Raw genomic sequence first — 15,930 nt, 5'->3', positions numbered from 1 at the left:
GGTCAGGCCTCCTGCAATTCGAAACGCTTGATCTCCTGCGGGGTGCCGGAGGTTTCCAGGAAGAAGCGGGTCAGCAGGTTCTTGGCAGTCAATTGGCGATAGGCGGCCGTGGCGCGCCAGTCGGTCAGCGGGGTGAAATCTTCGTCCAGCGTGTCACGGACCTCGTCGATGGTGGCTTGTGTCCATGGTTTGCCGGAAAGTGCAGCTTCCAGATTGGCCGCCCGTTTAGGGGTGCCGGCCATGCCACCAAAAGCAAGGCGGAGATCGCTGACGGTATTGTCCTCGCCAAGCGTCAGATGGAATGCGGCACAAAGTGCGGAGATGTCTTCATCACGCCGTTTGGAGATTTTATAGACCGCATAGTGACTGCTCTGTTTGGGCAGAGGAATGGTCACCTTCTCCACGAATTCACCGGGCAGGCGATCCTGCTTGCCGTAGTCGATGAAATATTTTTCGAGCGACAGGGTGCGCGGACCATTGGCTGCACGCAGTGTCAGTGTCGCGCCAAGTGCAATCAGGGCCGGCGGTGTGTCGCCGATTGGCGAACCATTGGCGATGTTGCCACCGATCGTGCCCATGTTGCGGACCTGCTGCCCACCAATACGGTCGATCAAACGGGCGAAGGCCGGAATACGGGCCGCGATGGTTTCAAATGCCTGACTGTAGGTTACGCCGGCACCAATGGTGATGGTATTTTCATCCGCTGCGATGGTTTGCAGTTCCGCGAGATTGTTGATGAAGACGACAGGGTTGAGGGCACGCATCTGTTTGGTGACCCACAGGCCCACATCCGTGCTGCCAGCAACGATGGTGGCTTTCGGTTCCTGCTTCAGGATTTCGGCAAGTTCGGTGACCGAGCCGGGAATGATGCTGCGCTCATTTCCCTTGGCCACGGTGATCGTGCCGTTCTGCGCAATGGCCCAAAGGCGGCTGACAATCTCCGAGCGGTCACGCTGCAGCGGATCGAACAGGGCGCTTGGACGGGCAGAGGAGACGTGCTCAGCGGCGCGCACGATTGGCTCATAGCCGGTGCATCGACAGAGATTGCCTTGCAGTGCTTTTTCAATCGTTGCGCGCGAAGGCTTTTCATCGGAAAGCCACAGGCCGTAAAGCGACATGATGAAACCGGGCGTGCAGAAACCGCACTGCGAACCGTGATAATCCACCATCGCCTGCTGTACCGGATGAAGAGTGCCGTCCTTTGATGCCAGATGTTCCACTGTCACGACATGGGTGCCGTGCAGCGAGCCTATAAAGCGGATGCACGCATTGACGCTCTCATAGCGCAGCGATCCGTCGATCAGTCGGCCTACCAACACCGTACAGGCGCCGCAATCGCCCTCTGCACAGCCTTCCTTGGTGCCGGTCAGTTTGCGGTTCAGCCGTAGATAGTCAAGGAGAGTGTCCGTTGGCCCGAAGTCATCAAGGGAAACGGTCTGACTATTAAGAATGAAGCTTATCGCGTCGTTCATGCATTGCCTTCTTTATCAGGTTTATTGGGCGGTCCAGCCGCCATCCACCGAGATATGTGTTCCGGTGATCTGTGATGCTGCGTCGCTGGCAAGAAATATTGCCGTTGCTGCGATGTCTTCAATGCTGACAAATTCTTTGGTGGCCTGCAGCCGTAACAGCACCTCATTTTTAACTGCTTCCTCGCTGATGCCGCTGGTCTTTGCCATGTCCGGTATCTGCTGTTCTACCAAAGGCGTCAGCACGTAACCGGGGCAAATGGCATTAACGGTGATGCCGGTTTCCGCCAGCTCCAATGCTGCGGATTTGGTCAAGCCCATGATACCGTGTTTTGCCGCCACATAGGCTGACTTGTACGGTGAGGCAACCAGACCGTGGGCCGACGAAATGTTGATGATGCGGCCTTTCCCGGCCTTCTTCATCACCGGAATAGTGCGGTGCATGGTATGGAAAGAACTCGTCAGATTGATGGCGATGATCTGGTCCCATTTTTCCGGCGGAAATTCGTCGACCGGGGCCACATGCTGCACACCGGCATTGTTGACCAGTACGTCGATGCGTCCGAACTTTTGTTCGGCTTGCGCCACCATGTCGGCAATCTCTTCCGGCTTGGTCATATCGGCGGCGTGGTGGATGACATGCACCCCATTTTCCGCCTCCATCATCAGGCGGGTGTTTTCAATTTCACCAGGATCGCCAAGTCCGTTCATGACAATGTTTGCACCGTCCCTTGCAAAAGCTTGCGCGATTCCAAGGCCGATACCACTCGTTGAGCCGGTTACGATGACTGTTCTCGTCATATATGTTCCCCTGCGTACTTGATGACGCATTGCGAGCATCGAAGGTATGCTCAAACAGGGGCGGCTGGCAATCGGGTTTTCACAGCTTCCTAATATGGCTGCGGGTTGACAATGACGGCGAGGCGCATTTCCCTGCGACGGGACATGTGAGGAGCAAAATTATGGGTGAATACATTCTTGCAATCGACCAGGGCACGACGTCGAGCCGCGCCATTGTGTTCGATGCAAAGATGCAGGTTGCCGGGGTCGGGCAGAAGGAATTTCTCCAGATATTTCCAAAGTCTGGTTGGGTAGAGCATGATCCCGAAGAAATATGGGGAAGCGTGCTGTGGTCGATCAGGGAGGCGATCAAAAAGGCCGGTATCAAGGCGGGCGACATTGCTGCCATCGGCATCACCAACCAGCGCGAAACAACCGTGGTGTGGGAGCGGGAAAGTGGCAAGCCCATACACAATGCCATCGTCTGGCAGGACCGCCGCACCGCAAAGGATTGTGAAAAGCTCAAACGAGCCGGGCATGAAAAGACCTTTACAGCCAAGACCGGCCTGCTACTCGATCCTTATTTTTCCGGCACCAAATTGTCCTGGCTGTTGTCCAACATCAAGGGCGCACGCAAACGCGCACAAAAGGGCGAACTGTGCTTTGGCACCATTGATACGTTTCTGATCTGGCGTCTGACGGGCGGCAAATCCTTCGTGACAGATGCCACAAATGCCTCGCGCACCCTGATGTTCAACATCGAAAAAAATCGTTGGGACGAAAAGCTGCTCGGCATTCTGGATGTACCGCAGGCCATGCTGCCCGAGGTGAAGGATTGTGCGGCCGATTTCGGAACAACGGAAAAAGATCTGTTCGGTGCTGAAATACCCATTTTGGGGGTTGCGGGAGACCAGCATGCGGCCACCATTGGGCAGGCGTGTTTTGCGCCGGGCATGTTGAAGTCAACTTACGGCACCGGATGTTTTGCGTTGCTGAATACCGGCGCGGACATTGTGCGGTCCAAGAACCGCCTGTTGACGACGATTGCCTACCGGCTGGACGGCAAGACGACCTATGCACTGGAGGGGTCGATTTTTGTGGCTGGTGCGGCCGTGCAATGGCTGCGCGATGGCCTGAAGATTATAGAGAAAGCGTCGCAGACCGGCGAGTTGGCTGACAAGGCTGATCCTTCGCAGGAGGTTTATCTGGTGCCGGCGTTTGTCGGGCTCGGTGCACCCTGGTGGGATGCGGAAGCTCGCGGGGCGATCTTTGGCCTGACGCGTGGCACTGGCCCCGCGGAGTTTGCGCGCGCCGCACTGGAAGCCGTTTGTTTCCAGACGGGTGACCTGCTGGATGCTATGCACAAGGACTGGAAAAATAACGGTGACGGTGAGACTGTATTGCGGGTGGATGGCGGCATGGTCGCCAGTGACTGGACGATGCAGCGACTGTCAGACATTATCGATGCGCCGGTGGATCGTCCCGTTATTCTGGAAACGACCGCACTTGGTGCTGCATGGCTTGCGGGCAGCCGGGCTGGTGTGTGGCCAGACATGGAGGCATTTGCAAAGGCGTGGTCGCGAGATAAGCGGTTTGAACCCAAAATGGAAACCAGTATCCGTAAAACAAAAGTGAAGGGGTGGAGGAACGCCGTTCGCAGGACGCTCGTTAAGGTCTGACGGCGCTTGTATCGGTTGGCCGACATCACACAGAGGAGGAAACAGCATGCCAAGACTGGGAGAACATGAACTGTCCTTAACCCGTATATTTGATGCGCCACCTAATAAGGTTTATCGGGCGTGGACCGATCCTGATCTTTTGAAAGAATGGTTCACACCGCGACCCTATACCGTTTCCGACGTGGAAATGGATTTGCGGTCCGGTGGCGTTTTTAACGTAACCATGCGCGGTCCGGATGGTGAGGTTTATCCCAATAACGGCATTTTTCTTGAGGTTGTCCCCAACCGGCTTCTCGTGTTTACCGATGCCTATCAGGATGGATGGGTGCCCAGCGAAAAGCCATTCATGACCGGTTATGTGAGTTTTGAGGAGGTTGGAAACGGCCAGACACGCTACACCGCCAAGGCGCTGCACTGGACGGCTGAGGACAAGAAGACTCATGAAGAAATGGGTTTCGACGAAGGCTGGGGCAAAGCCGCCGACCAACTGGAGGCTCTGTTGGAGCAAATCTGAAGAGACTTCAAATTCTGATTCAACTGCTTGGCAGAGTGATTCAAGTTACGCTGCCAAGTGTTTGAAAATAGAATCGCATCTCTGATCTTACGGCCCGCTTCGGGGCAAAGTTTTCCTATCCATTTCATCGAACGGATCGTTCCATATTTTGAAATTGCCATAGTCTTTTGCGATGCCTATCTCTGCGTGAAGAAACAGGAGCATCGATCATGGAACTCGGTCTTTACACATTTGCGGATGTCGATCCGAACGCACGGGATGGCAAGGGACCGGAAGGTGCACGACGTCTTAAAAATCTTATCGAGGAAATCGAGCTAGCCGATCAGGTCGGGCTGGATGTGTTCGGTCTTGGCGAACACCACCGCCCGGACTATGCGGTGTCGTCGCCATCCACCGTGCTGGCCGCTGCCGCCGTTAAGACAAACAGTATCCGACTGTCGAGCGCAGTTTCGGTTTTGAGCTCCGATGATCCGATCCGCGTCTTCCAGCAGTTCGCAACAGTTGACCTGCTGTCGAATGGCCGCGCAGAGATCATGGCCGGTCGCGGCTCCTTCATCGAATCCTATCCGCTGTTCGGCTATAATCTGGAAGACTATGACGAGTTGTTTGCTGAAAAACTCGACCTGCTACTGACCCTGCGTGAAAACGAGATTGTCACATGGTCTGGCAACAAACACACGCCGATCAATGGCCGTGGTGTTTATCCGCGCCCCTTGCAGGAAAGGTTGCCGGTGTGGATTGCTGTTGGTGGCACTCCGCAATCCGTGGCAAGAGCAGGAGCAATGGGCCTGCCGGTGGCGCTTGCGATTATCGGCGGCGAATACCGTCGGTTTGCACCGCTGTTTGATCTCTACCGCGAGGCGGCCCGTCGCGCCGGCCAGCCGGAGACCAAACAGAAAACCAGCATTAACGTGCATGGCTTCATTGCCGACACCACTGATCTTGCCGCTGACCAGTTCTATGGTCCGCAGGCAGAGGTTATGAACCGGCTGGGTCGTGAACGCGGATGGGGGCCAACCAGCCGTGCCCATTTCGACATGGCGCGTGGGCCGGAAGGCAATCTCTTCTTAGGTGAGCCAGAACTGGTTGCGGAAAAAATCATCAAAGCACATGACGTGTTCAAGAATGATCGTTTCCTGCTGCAGATGGCCATCGGCCTGATGCCGCACGATCAGATCATGCGCGGTATCGAGTTGTACGGTACGAAAGTCGCGCCGATTGTCAGAAAAGAATTGACTGGCAGCGCTGATAGGGTGAAAGCCACCGCATGATGTAAGTATAGGGTTGCGGCGCCAAACTACCGCAATCCGCATGTCCGGGTAGTTTTATGATCGTCTCGTCCGAAGAAGAATTGGTGAAGCTGAAGGAAATCGGCCGCCTGTGTGCCGTTGCCCTGAATACCATGGCTGATGCGCTGGAGCCGGGTATCACCACGGCCGAGTTGGACGATATCGGTCGTAAAATACTGGAAGACAATGGTGCGCAATCGGCACCGGAGTTCTGTTATCAGTTTCCCGGCGCGACATGTATCAGCGTCAATGAAGAAGTGGCGCATGGTATTCCCGGCGTGCGCATCATCAAGCCAGGTGACCTCGTCAATATCGACGTCTCCGCGGTAAAGGATGGCTTCTTTGGTGACACTGGCGCGTCCTTCGCCGTGCCGCCCGTGAAAAAGGAAATCGAGCGTCTGTGCCGGGATGGTAAACGCGCCATGTGGACCGGTCTGCAGCAGGTAAAGACCGGCAAGCCGATGGCTGATATCGGAAATGCCATTGGCGCCTTTGCCCGCAAGAACCGCTACACCCTCATCACCAACCTTGCCAGCCACGGCATTGGCCGCTCATTGCATGAAGAGCCGCGCGAACTTGCGACATGGCCGGACAAGGATGAAACCCGGATCATGGAAGAGGGGATGGTGTTTACCGTAGAGCCCTTCCTGTCTACCGGTGCCTATTGGGCGGAAGATGGCGACAATGATCCCTGGACGCTTTACAGCGATCCCAGTGCTCCGACCGTCCAGTTCGAGCACACGATTGTGGTGACCAAAAATGGTCCGCTCGTTTTGACGCTTGCTGACTGATTTTGCAGTGATTGCATTTGAGATCGAGACGGTGCTGAACGCACCGACTCACGTCTCGACTTGTGCTTTACTGTATCGATTTTTGGCCGGTCTATACGCGCCATCTTCCGTTACGTGATATCAGGATGTTCAGTCGTCGGCGTAATAAATTCTATTTTACGCGCTGGATAACCACATCCAGAAGGCGAATATTTTCATTTGCTAACTTTCAACCGCTCTCAAAATATGCAAGCCTTAACGCAATCAGTGGTTGGGTCAGGTTAAATCAATTTAAACCTGATGGAGGACGGCCACTAAGCGTTGTGTATCGTCTATTCCGGGGGGAGCATGAGGTTCTACCGAAGCAGGTTGCTGGGATCAGCAGCTATTTTTGTCGTCGCTGTTAGCAGCGGTTTTCCAGCTTATGCCATTGATTGGACTGGCGGCACGTCAAGCGATTGGCACAATCCTGCAAACTGGATTGGGGGTGTCATCCCGGTAGCGGGAAGCACTGTGAACATCAAGGTTCCCGGCGTCGACGGGCGAACGAGCATCACCGATGCCGCGAGCTATAACAATCTTTACGTTGGTTCGGTGAGCGAAATTTACTTAGATATTTCGGGTAACGGCAGTCTGACGGGCACCAGTCTGAATGTAGGCGAAGCCGTCGGTGAAATCGGCACTCTGACGATCTCGGGCGCAGATGCATCCTTGGCCACTGGATGGCTTACAGCAGGATTTTACGGCGATGGTACGATCCTTATTGAAGATGGCGGATCTGCAAGTACCGTCAATGCACTGCATCTCGGCCAATTTGCCGGCTCGTCGGGTACGTTTACCGTTGATGGTGAGGGTAGTTCCTGGACTGCCAGCGGTGGAGCCACAATTATCGGCCATACAGGTGAGGGCAAGTTTACGGTCAGCGGTGGCGCGACAGCGACAGATTACGCTGTAACGATTGGTTATGGTGATGGGGGCGTTGGAGCCGCACTGATCGACGGCGACGATTCCACATGGTCTATCACAGGCGGCGCATTGGTTGTTGGTTACGAGGGCGAGGGTGGCCTGACTGGGAGTGGCGGCGCTACGACCAATACTTTCAAGCGAGTAATCGTCGGTGACAAATCGACTGCTGAGGGGACAATCACAGTCACCGGAGCCGACAGCAGCTTTACAATAAACGGTACGACCTCCGACATTTATCTTGCCGTCGGTAGTTCTGGTGTTGGCACGGTCAAACTGGCTGATGGAGCATCGTTCAATAGCAATACGGCTGTTTTGGGCTTCTTGGCATCCGGTAACGGCACTCTCGATTTGACTGGAGCCGATACCAGATTTGTAAACACCAATTACATAGCTGTTGGTTATTATGGCATCGGTGAGGCAACTGTGCGGGATGGGGCCACCATTGCGGTAACCGGTGCTGCTGGTGTTCGAATTGGATATTTGGCAGGCTCAACAGGTACGCTGAATATCGGCGCTGCAGCAGGCGATGCGGCTGGTGTTGCTGGACATATCGAGTCTCCGAAGGTTGTATTCGGTCCCGGTTCAGGCACACTCGTTTTCAATCACACAAATACCGGTTATGATTTTTCATCCAACATCTCTGGAACTGGAACCATCAATCATCTCTCTGGCGTGACGACGTTTTCCGGCACCAGCTCCACGCTTGGTGGTATCACCAGCATCTCTGGTGGAACCGCGCTGGTTACCGGTTCGCTCGGCGGTATGATAGACGTTTTGAGCAACGGCACACTGGGCGGCACGGGCACTGTTGGCAAGTCAGGGTCCACGCTTTCGATCGGCAATGGTGGCACACTATCGCCCGGTCTTGTGGGTTCCAGAGGGACATTGTCGGTTGTGGGGGATCTCGCCTTTTCGACCGGCTCAACTTATGTCGTGCAGGTGTCAGGTCTGAGCAGCGATGCGGTGGTGTTGACTGGCGGGGCGGTGACCATCAATCCCGGCACGTCGCTGCAAATTTCGCTTTCCGGGGCCGCAAATGCCAGCCGATACACCATCCTGAAGGCAACGAGTGTGACCGGCACATTTTCCACGATTGATTGGGGTGGCTTGTCCAATTACGAGATCTCCTATGACAATGGGGTTGTTTCGCTTCTCTCAACGGTCAGTGTTGGCAATGGCGGGTCTGATCTGACGCCAAACCAGTCTTCGGTGCTGTCTGTTCTGCAATCCGGTAGCGCGCCTGGTGGTCTCTGGTCTTCGCTCGGTTCCGTGCCTGACAGTGAGCAGGAAGAGGCGCTGCGGCAATTGTCGGGCGAAACTCATACCGCACCGCGTGCCGCCTTTTTTCAGACCGCCCAATCCGTCAACAACACGGTGAATGGCCGTATCCGTTCCATGACCGATGGGGTTGCTGCACCCTCGGTTCCAGCCCTTGGTTATGCTGAGGAAACAAAACCGGCCAAAAGTGGCCAGTTTGCATCCTTCGAGAAGAGAACGGATGTTTTCGATCAGGATCGGTTCTCCGTCTGGACAAACGGTTTTGGTTCCTGGGGCAAGGTTGATGGTCTGACTGGCAGTCCCGATACCGATATATCAAATGCGGGTGTGTTGATCGGTGGTGACGCTAGCATCTCCGACAATTGGCGGGTCGGTGTGTTTGGTGGCTACAGCCGGTCATCATTTGACACGTCAGACAGTGACGGCGACAGCAACAACTATCATCTCGGTGTCTATGCCGGTAGCCGTTGGGATGCCATCTCGTTTCGTACTGGCATCAACTACACTTGGCACAGGGTCGACACGGTGCGCGAGGTTGATTTTCTCGGTGAGACGCTGAGAGCTGACTATGATGCCAGCACCCTCAACATGTTTGGCGAGATGAGCTACCGTATCGATTTCGCACCTGCATCATTCGAACCCTTCGTTAGCCTGAGCCATATACGGGTAAAGACCGATGGCTTTACCGAAACCGGTGGCCTTTCCGCCCTGACCATGGGTGAGACCGATTTGAACACCACCTACACGACACTTGGGTTCCGCGCGTCGACCGATCTTGATGTCGGGTCTGTTCCGGCCACATTGCGTGGCTCCCTAGGCTGGATCTACGCCTTTGGTGACGTGGAGCCGGAAACCACGGCCCGGTTCGCCTCCGGTGACAGCTTCAGAGTGGTTGGCACGCCACTGGACAGAAATACGGCGATTGTGCAAACGGGAATGGATTTTGCTCTTTCGTCGGCCTCGACCTTAAGCATATCCTATACCGGGCAGTTCAGTGCCAAAGCCTATGACCATGGCGTCAACGCCAAGTTACAGGTTCGTTTTTGATTTCAATGCAATTCTGAACGGCCAGTCGCTTGTAGATGGCGCTGGACGTTCAGAATAATGACAGGTGTCTGCATGTTCGGAAAAAACATAAAGGCGGCTGCCGCAGTCGCTCTGGTGTCGTTCGTGACACAGCCATCCATCGTGGCAGCGCAAACAGAGGCACCAGCGGCGGCAGGTAACAATGTCTTCTCCGTCAACGAAACCCATGGCGACTGGATCGTGCTGTGTTCACAGGCTGAGGCAAAACAAATTTGTTTGATGACGCAACAACAACGCAAGAACGATACCAAGCAGCTGGTCATTGCAGCCGAAATCAGCACTGACCAGAATGACCAAATACGTGGAACGATTATTCTGCCATTCGGACTGCAACTGGCGGCGGGTGTGACGGTTCAGGTCGATGATGGCGTGGTGTCGAACCCGTCACCTTTTGCAACCTGCTTGCCAACGGGCTGTATCGTGCAAGTGCTTCTTGATGCGCCCACTCTGCAAACCTTGCGGGGCGGCAGTAATGTCAAGCTGGTCGCCAAAGCCCATGACAGCGGGCAGAATGTGCTGTTGGGCCTGTCATTGAAGGGATTTCCCACCGCGCTTGACCGGTTGGTGGCACTTTCGAAATAGGCTGGCTGCTTATCGGCGCCAACTTATGGGGTTCAATAGCATTGGCAGGTGCCATCAAAATAAATGGTTTGCCTGACCCATGTTGCACTGCCATAGACGCGACATGACTGACGCTGCTGCACAATCCCATTCGCGTGTCCTGCTGATCGGCTTTGCCGGGGCGTTGGCCATGGCCTGTTCGCAAGGTTTCGGGCGTTTTTTGTATACGCCAGTGCTGCCCGGCATGATCAGCGACCTGTCGCTCAAGGCTTCTGATGCAGGGTTGATTGCCGCAGGTAACTTTGCCGGTTATCTGCTGGGCGCCATTCTCGCCGCTTACGGTTGGGCGAACGGACGTGAGAAACTGGTGGCGCTTGGCGGAATGCTGGCTACCGGTCTGCTGCTGTTGGCCATGGCCATGACGCGTGCAGTCGAAGTCTTTATTCTCATTCGTTTTCTGGCCGGTATGGCCAGCGCTCTGGCAATGATCTTCACGTCGCAGATCGTTATCGGCCACGCCACTGCCGCCGGGCGGGAAGATGTGCAGTCTTTGCATTTTGCTGGCGTTGGCGTCGGCATTGCCGTTTCGTCGCTTCTCGTTTTTGTTATCGGTTCGCTGCTGCATGGGGAGGGCGCGTCCTGGCAAGCGGAATGGATTGTCGGGGCGGTGTTCGTTTTTATTGCATTCGTCTTCGTGGCGCGTGTTTTACCCTCTGGTCCGCCTCGCACCGCAGTGGCAACTGTTGAGCCGCCAATACGCTGGCGTATGCCGCTGGTTTTGCTGACCATTGCCTATGGTCTGTTCGGTTTTGGTTATGTGATTACCGCCACCTTTCTGATCACCATTGTGCGAATGGCCGATGCGGGCGCACTGGTGGAATGTCTGGCATGGTTCATCACAGGTAGCGCCAGTGCAATTTCTCTTTACATCTGGCGACCGGTTGCAAAACTCACCGGGCATCGCTGGACCTTCGTCATGGCCCTGGCAATTGAAGTTGTCGGTGTTCTTGCATCCGTACTGCTGCCACCTGTGGTGGGTGCGCTTTTCGGTGGGTTACTGTTTGGCCTGACGTTCATGGTCGTGACAGCATATGGTCTGCAATTGGGGCGGCAGTTTTCGCCGCACAGCCCGAGGCGCGTTTTTTCATTCATGACGGCGGCATTCGGAATTGGCCAGATTACCGGGCCTTTGGTTGGCGGATGGGTGGCGCAGTTCACCGGTAATTTCACGCTGCCAACCATACTGGCTGCCGCTGCACTTGGTGTTGCCATGCTGTTGATGGTGCCGGTTGCCCGTATGCGGGATTGATGCGGTAAGTGTCAAACAGCAGGTTTTGGTGGTTTTTCAGTTACAAGTTGGTAAGGATGCGGATGGTTGATTGCTGTACGCTGATTTCTGCCGTATTTTCCATACCTTGACTGCTTCGCCAATTCCGGCCGCTCCCTAACGTCCGCGTGAGTTCCAAACGTGTTCCATTCATTTTTCCCAAATCCGAAACTCTTCTTCACGTCTGCCGTTGTATGGGCTGCCATATGTATAGCCGTGTGGTATCTGGTCGGCCCGCAAATGGGTGCGGCACTTGGCATGCCGCCGCTGGCGCCAGGTGAAACAGCACCGATCGGTCTGGCCTATTTCATCTCGCCAGACAATTTGTGGTTCTACATGTACTTCACCATTTTCGTTCTGATCTTTGGAACGGCGTGGAAGACAATTGCCAAAGATCATCCATGGACCAACTGGTCTATCTGGGGGTCGGCGTTTATTATTTTTATTGCTTATTTCAGCGTACAGGTTTCCGTCGCGCTGAATAACTGGCGCGGTCCGTTTTTCGATCTCTTACAAAATGCCTTGTCCAAGCAGCCGGGAATAACAACCGGGCAGTTCTACGATCTGCAATTGCGCTTCGTGGAAATCGGTATGGTGAACGTGGCGCTCAACGTTATCACAGCGTTCTTCACCAACCACTATGTCTTTCGTTGGCGCACGGCGATGAATAATTTCTATTTGTCCAAGTGGGACCGGTTGCGTCACATCGAAGGTGCGTCCCAGCGTGTGCAAGAAGACACGATGCGGTTTGCCAATATCATCGAAGGACTTGGCGTCGCGCTGATTAATTCGATCATGACGCTGGTGGTGTTCCTGCCACTTCTGTTCGCCATGTCACAACATGTCGGTGATCTGCCGCTGTTTGGTGCAATTCCACATTCTTTGTTCTGGCTGGCGATTATTTGGTCTGTATTCGGCACGGTTTTGCTGGCGGCAGTCGGCATCAAGCTTCCAGGTCTGCAATTCCGTAATCAGCGCGTGGAAGCGGCGTTCCGCAAGGAACTGGTCTATGGCGAAGACCATGAGGATCGTGCGGATCCTGTCACGATGACGCAATTGTTCGGTAACGTGCGTAAAAACTATTTCCGCATGTACTGGCATTATCTCTACTTTAACGTTGCCCGTTACACGTATGGTCAGCTGGACGCTATTTTCTTGAACTTCATGCTTATTCCAACCTTTGTTGCAGGCCGTATCACCATGGGCATCTGGCAGCAGATTGCGACGGCCTTCGGTCAGGTCAGCGACAGCTTCCAGTATCTGGTCAGTTCATGGTCGACGATCATCGAACTCATGTCGATCCGCAAACGTCTGGTGGCGTTTGAAGCTGCAATCGAAGGTGATGCTCTGCCTGAGATCGACCAGCGCTATCTGGAGCGTGAAGCTGCAGACGGTGAAATGGCTGCCAACCGCCCATAAGCCTCTCCATCAAACAAAAACCCGCCTTTGAGGCGGGTTTTTTATTGCCTTGTATCAAGGCATTAATTCTGAGAATCCCTAATGGATGATCGCGGGGATGCGGTTTTAGAAAGACGAACCTGCCAAAGGTTTTTGTTCCGCCTTCTCAGCCTTCAAGGTTTCCATGTAGCTGGCGTAATTAACGCAGGACACATCCTGCATTTTGCAGACTTCCCGCAATACACGCTCATAGGCATTCCAATAGGCGCCACCATTCATTTTCACGAAGTGGAAGCCCATTTGCAGGGGAATGCGCTCGCCATTGTATTGTTTATCGAAAGCGGCGCGAAACGCCTTGTAGGCGCGCTCCTCGAATTCCGCAGCCTTGGAGGGTGTTTCTACGCCGACGGAATGGCGCACAAACAGATTATAATCCATGGCAATGATCGGGCGGCTGTTCGGTCCTTCGGGGATCAGTGGCAGACCAAAGCGGGTAATGCCATCCTTGGCCGTAACAGGATATTGCGGGCCTTTGGTCACAAGGCTCGCATCATAAATGAAACCGTGTTTCTTTTCGGCTGCAGTCAGGCCATCGCTTTGCGAGAGGTAAGGGGCACGGAAACCCTTGATGTCGGTTTTGGCAAATTCCCGCCAACCTTGCGGCTCGGCATCTTTTTTGCCAATCATCTCCCACGCGTTTTCAAGCGTTTTGCTGAACGTCTCGAATTCAGCTTCCCAGTCGGCTGCCGTCCAGTCCTTGCCATCAAAGTGGCCGCAGGCGTGGCTGGCTATTTCATGGCCTTCCTGATGGGCCTGCCAGATGTTGTTGAGGCGGGTTTCCACCTCCTGAACAGTCTGGCCGAAACCGACATTCGAGCGGCCGAGTTTTTTGCCCGGTCCCTTGTAGGTCGCCTTGCCGGTTTTGTAGTCCATGATGAGGGTACATGACAGGAAGTAGGTAAATTTTGCACCAGTCTCGGCTGATGTCGCGCGGCTGCGGTCCCACAGCGAGTTATCGCCTGCGCCATCGAACGACACGATGACAAATTGCTTGCGCGGCTGTTCCTCAGCGAGTGCCGCAGATGAGAAAACCGAACAGAGAAGCGAAGCAGCAAGGATTTTACGCAACATTTCAGGACCAATCGACATGCATGTTCTAAAGGCGCGGGCCAAGTCGCCCATGTTTTGAAGCAGGAGAAAAACTGCCGTGATATGGCCTTGTGCCGCCGGAATAAGGCGAACCTTTGAATTGTCTGGCATTTTTGTGATTTTCTTATAGCAAGGTCGTGCTAACGATCTCAATTATCCGGCTGAAACGCCGCTTGTTTTCGAGGATTTTCCCATGCTGCTGCTCGTACTCTGTCTTTGCTTGTTCTTCGCCACCCACCTGGTGCGCATCGTTGCACCGGGCTTTCGGGATGCCGCAATTGCCAGATTGGGCGCTGGTGCATGGAAGGGACTTTATTCCGTTGCCAGCGTCATAACGCTTGTGCTGGTGATCTATGCTTTCGGTCAGGCCCGGCAGGTCACGGGTATGCTGTATTATCCACCGGTCTGGATGAGCCACATTGCGCTGACGCTGATGTTGATCGCGATGATCTGTCTTGTGGCAAGCCTTCTTCCGCCGGGGCACATTGCAACCAAGACCAAACACCCACTGGTTCTTTCGGTTAAAATCTGGGCGCTGTCGCACCTGCTTGCCAATGGCGAAACATCGTCGGTCATTCTGTTTGCAGCGTTTCTGGCCTGGGGTGTGGTGATGCGTATTGCGCTGAAACGGCGGGAGCGGGCAGGTCTGCTGGTGCGCCCGGGCTTCGTTTCTGCTCGCTATGACCTGATTGCCGTGGTCGGAGGGGTTGCACTTTGGGCGGCGTTTATATTCAAGTTGCACGAATGGCTGATTGGCGTTCAGCCGCTTGCGCTTTAAAATCTATGTACTGATGGGGCGTCACTGACAGGAAAGTGACGCTTTCCCCCTTACATAAAAGGCAAAATGCGCTAGAAGGCCGAACAAATGCCTGCGGTTCAGTGCCCGACAGGCAAGTTTCAGCGTGAAGTCATAACCGTTCATCCTTCTCGATGGATATCGATGCGGATATGCGGCTACGGAGAATTCGATGGCAAATGAAAATGACACCTTCATCCGCGAAGTGAACGAGCAGCTTCGTTCGGAGAAGATGACGAATTTCTGGAGCAGATACGGCATCGTTGTTATCGGCGGCGCGGTATTGATTGTGCTGGGAACTGCGGGCGCTGGTATTTACGAATACTGGAACAGCAACCGTGCCTCCAACTCCGGTGACCAATTTATCGCTGCTATGAAGCTGGCTTCTGAAAACAAGCCTGATGATGCACTGGCAGCACTGGCTGCACTTGAGACGGCTGGCCACGGATCCTACCCGGTTCTGGCCAAGTTCCGCTCGGCAACACTACAGGCCCAGAAGGGTGACGCAACGGCTGCTACCGAAGCGTTCACCGCTATCGGCAATGACACATCTGCTCCGCAAGTGTTCCGTGACGCTGCCAAGATCCGCGCGGCATGGCTGCTGGTCGACAATGGCAGCTATGATCAGGTGTCTGCCCAGGTTGAGGTTCTCTCTGGCGAAAGCCAGGCGTTCCGCAGCTCGGCACGCGAGGCTCTTGGTCTTGCCGCCTATAAGGCGGGTGATTTCGTGAAGGCCAGAGACTGGTTCCAGCAGATCACCACCGACGCACAGGCACCGCGGAATGTTGCCAACCGCGCCCAGATCATGCTCGACAACATTGCTGCTTCCGGCAAGGCGCCGTAAGAAACATATACCCCAAGGAAGAAC

13 protein-coding genes are annotated in these 15,930 nt (G+C 54.7%); 10 read left to right on the top strand and 3 right to left on the bottom strand.

Features of this window, described 5'->3' with window-relative positions; genetic code table 11:
- Positions 1-2: 2 nt before the first annotated feature.
- Positions 3-1,472, bottom strand: coding sequence for a xanthine dehydrogenase small subunit (gene xdhA / locus HGO37_RS02645; RefSeq protein WP_250982006.1), 1,470 nt, complete (start codon positions 1,470-1,472; stop codon positions 3-5).
- Between the two features lie 21 nt (positions 1,473-1,493).
- Complete coding sequence (locus HGO37_RS02640; protein ID WP_250982005.1) at positions 1,494-2,270, bottom strand: 3-hydroxybutyrate dehydrogenase; 777 nt, start codon at positions 2,268-2,270, stop codon at positions 1,494-1,496.
- Between the two features lie 161 nt (positions 2,271-2,431).
- On the opposite strand from HGO37_RS02640, the gene glpK reads away from it, so the two are divergent.
- The 8 genes from glpK to sbmA all read left to right on the top strand — a co-directional run bounded on the left by glpK (position 2,432) and on the right by sbmA (position 13,138).
- The gene (glpK, locus tag HGO37_RS02635; RefSeq protein WP_250982004.1) at positions 2,432-3,928 is read left to right on the top strand and encodes a glycerol kinase GlpK; all 1,497 of its coding nucleotides are present in this window, start codon (positions 2,432-2,434) and stop codon (positions 3,926-3,928) included.
- A 46-nt stretch (positions 3,929-3,974) separates the two neighbouring features.
- Positions 3,975-4,442 carry an SRPBCC family protein gene (locus tag HGO37_RS02630; RefSeq protein ID WP_250982003.1) on the top strand — a complete coding sequence of 156 codons (468 nt, stop codon included), beginning with the start codon at positions 3,975-3,977 and terminating at the stop codon, positions 4,440-4,442.
- A gap of 209 nt (positions 4,443-4,651) precedes the next feature.
- Positions 4,652-5,713: an LLM class flavin-dependent oxidoreductase gene (locus HGO37_RS02625; protein ID WP_250982002.1), complete on the top strand. Its 1,062-nt coding sequence runs from the start codon at positions 4,652-4,654 to the stop codon at positions 5,711-5,713.
- A 56-nt stretch (positions 5,714-5,769) separates the two neighbouring features.
- The gene (map, locus tag HGO37_RS02620) at positions 5,770-6,522 is read left to right on the top strand and encodes a type I methionyl aminopeptidase (RefSeq protein WP_250982001.1); all 753 of its coding nucleotides are present in this window, start codon (positions 5,770-5,772) and stop codon (positions 6,520-6,522) included.
- 327 nt (positions 6,523-6,849) lie between these two features.
- On the top strand, positions 6,850-9,792 hold the full coding sequence (locus tag HGO37_RS02615) for an autotransporter outer membrane beta-barrel domain-containing protein (RefSeq protein WP_250982000.1): 2,943 nt from the start codon (positions 6,850-6,852) through the stop codon (positions 9,790-9,792).
- A gap of 72 nt (positions 9,793-9,864) precedes the next feature.
- On the top strand, positions 9,865-10,413 hold the full coding sequence (locus HGO37_RS02610) for an invasion associated locus B family protein (protein WP_250981999.1): 549 nt from the start codon (positions 9,865-9,867) through the stop codon (positions 10,411-10,413).
- A gap of 103 nt (positions 10,414-10,516) precedes the next feature.
- On the top strand, positions 10,517-11,701 hold the full coding sequence (locus HGO37_RS02605) for an MFS transporter (protein ID WP_250981998.1): 1,185 nt from the start codon (positions 10,517-10,519) through the stop codon (positions 11,699-11,701).
- Between the two features lie 159 nt (positions 11,702-11,860).
- The gene (sbmA, locus tag HGO37_RS02600; protein ID WP_250981997.1) at positions 11,861-13,138 is read left to right on the top strand and encodes a peptide antibiotic transporter SbmA; all 1,278 of its coding nucleotides are present in this window, start codon (positions 11,861-11,863) and stop codon (positions 13,136-13,138) included.
- A gap of 105 nt (positions 13,139-13,243) precedes the next feature.
- Here sbmA and HGO37_RS02595 read toward each other — a convergent pair whose 3' ends face one another.
- Positions 13,244-14,248 (bottom strand): polysaccharide deacetylase family protein, encoded by a 1,005-nt coding sequence (locus HGO37_RS02595; protein WP_250982399.1) that lies wholly within the window; start codon positions 14,246-14,248, stop codon positions 13,244-13,246.
- A gap of 211 nt (positions 14,249-14,459) precedes the next feature.
- Between HGO37_RS02595 and HGO37_RS02590 the strand changes: the two genes are divergently transcribed.
- On the top strand, positions 14,460-15,044 hold the full coding sequence (locus tag HGO37_RS02590) for an NnrU family protein (protein WP_250981996.1): 585 nt from the start codon (positions 14,460-14,462) through the stop codon (positions 15,042-15,044).
- A gap of 190 nt (positions 15,045-15,234) precedes the next feature.
- A complete protein-coding gene (locus HGO37_RS02585; RefSeq protein WP_192488360.1) occupies positions 15,235-15,906 on the top strand; it encodes a tetratricopeptide repeat protein in 672 nt (223 codons plus the stop codon).
- Positions 15,907-15,930: the final 24 nt, after the last annotated feature.

The organism is Rhizobium sp. CG4 (genome assembly GCF_023701965.1).
Lineage (GTDB): Bacteria > Pseudomonadota > Alphaproteobacteria > Rhizobiales > Rhizobiaceae > Agrobacterium.
Note: the sequence above shows the minus strand (reverse complement) of the source record. Positions and strands in the feature narration are given on the sequence as shown.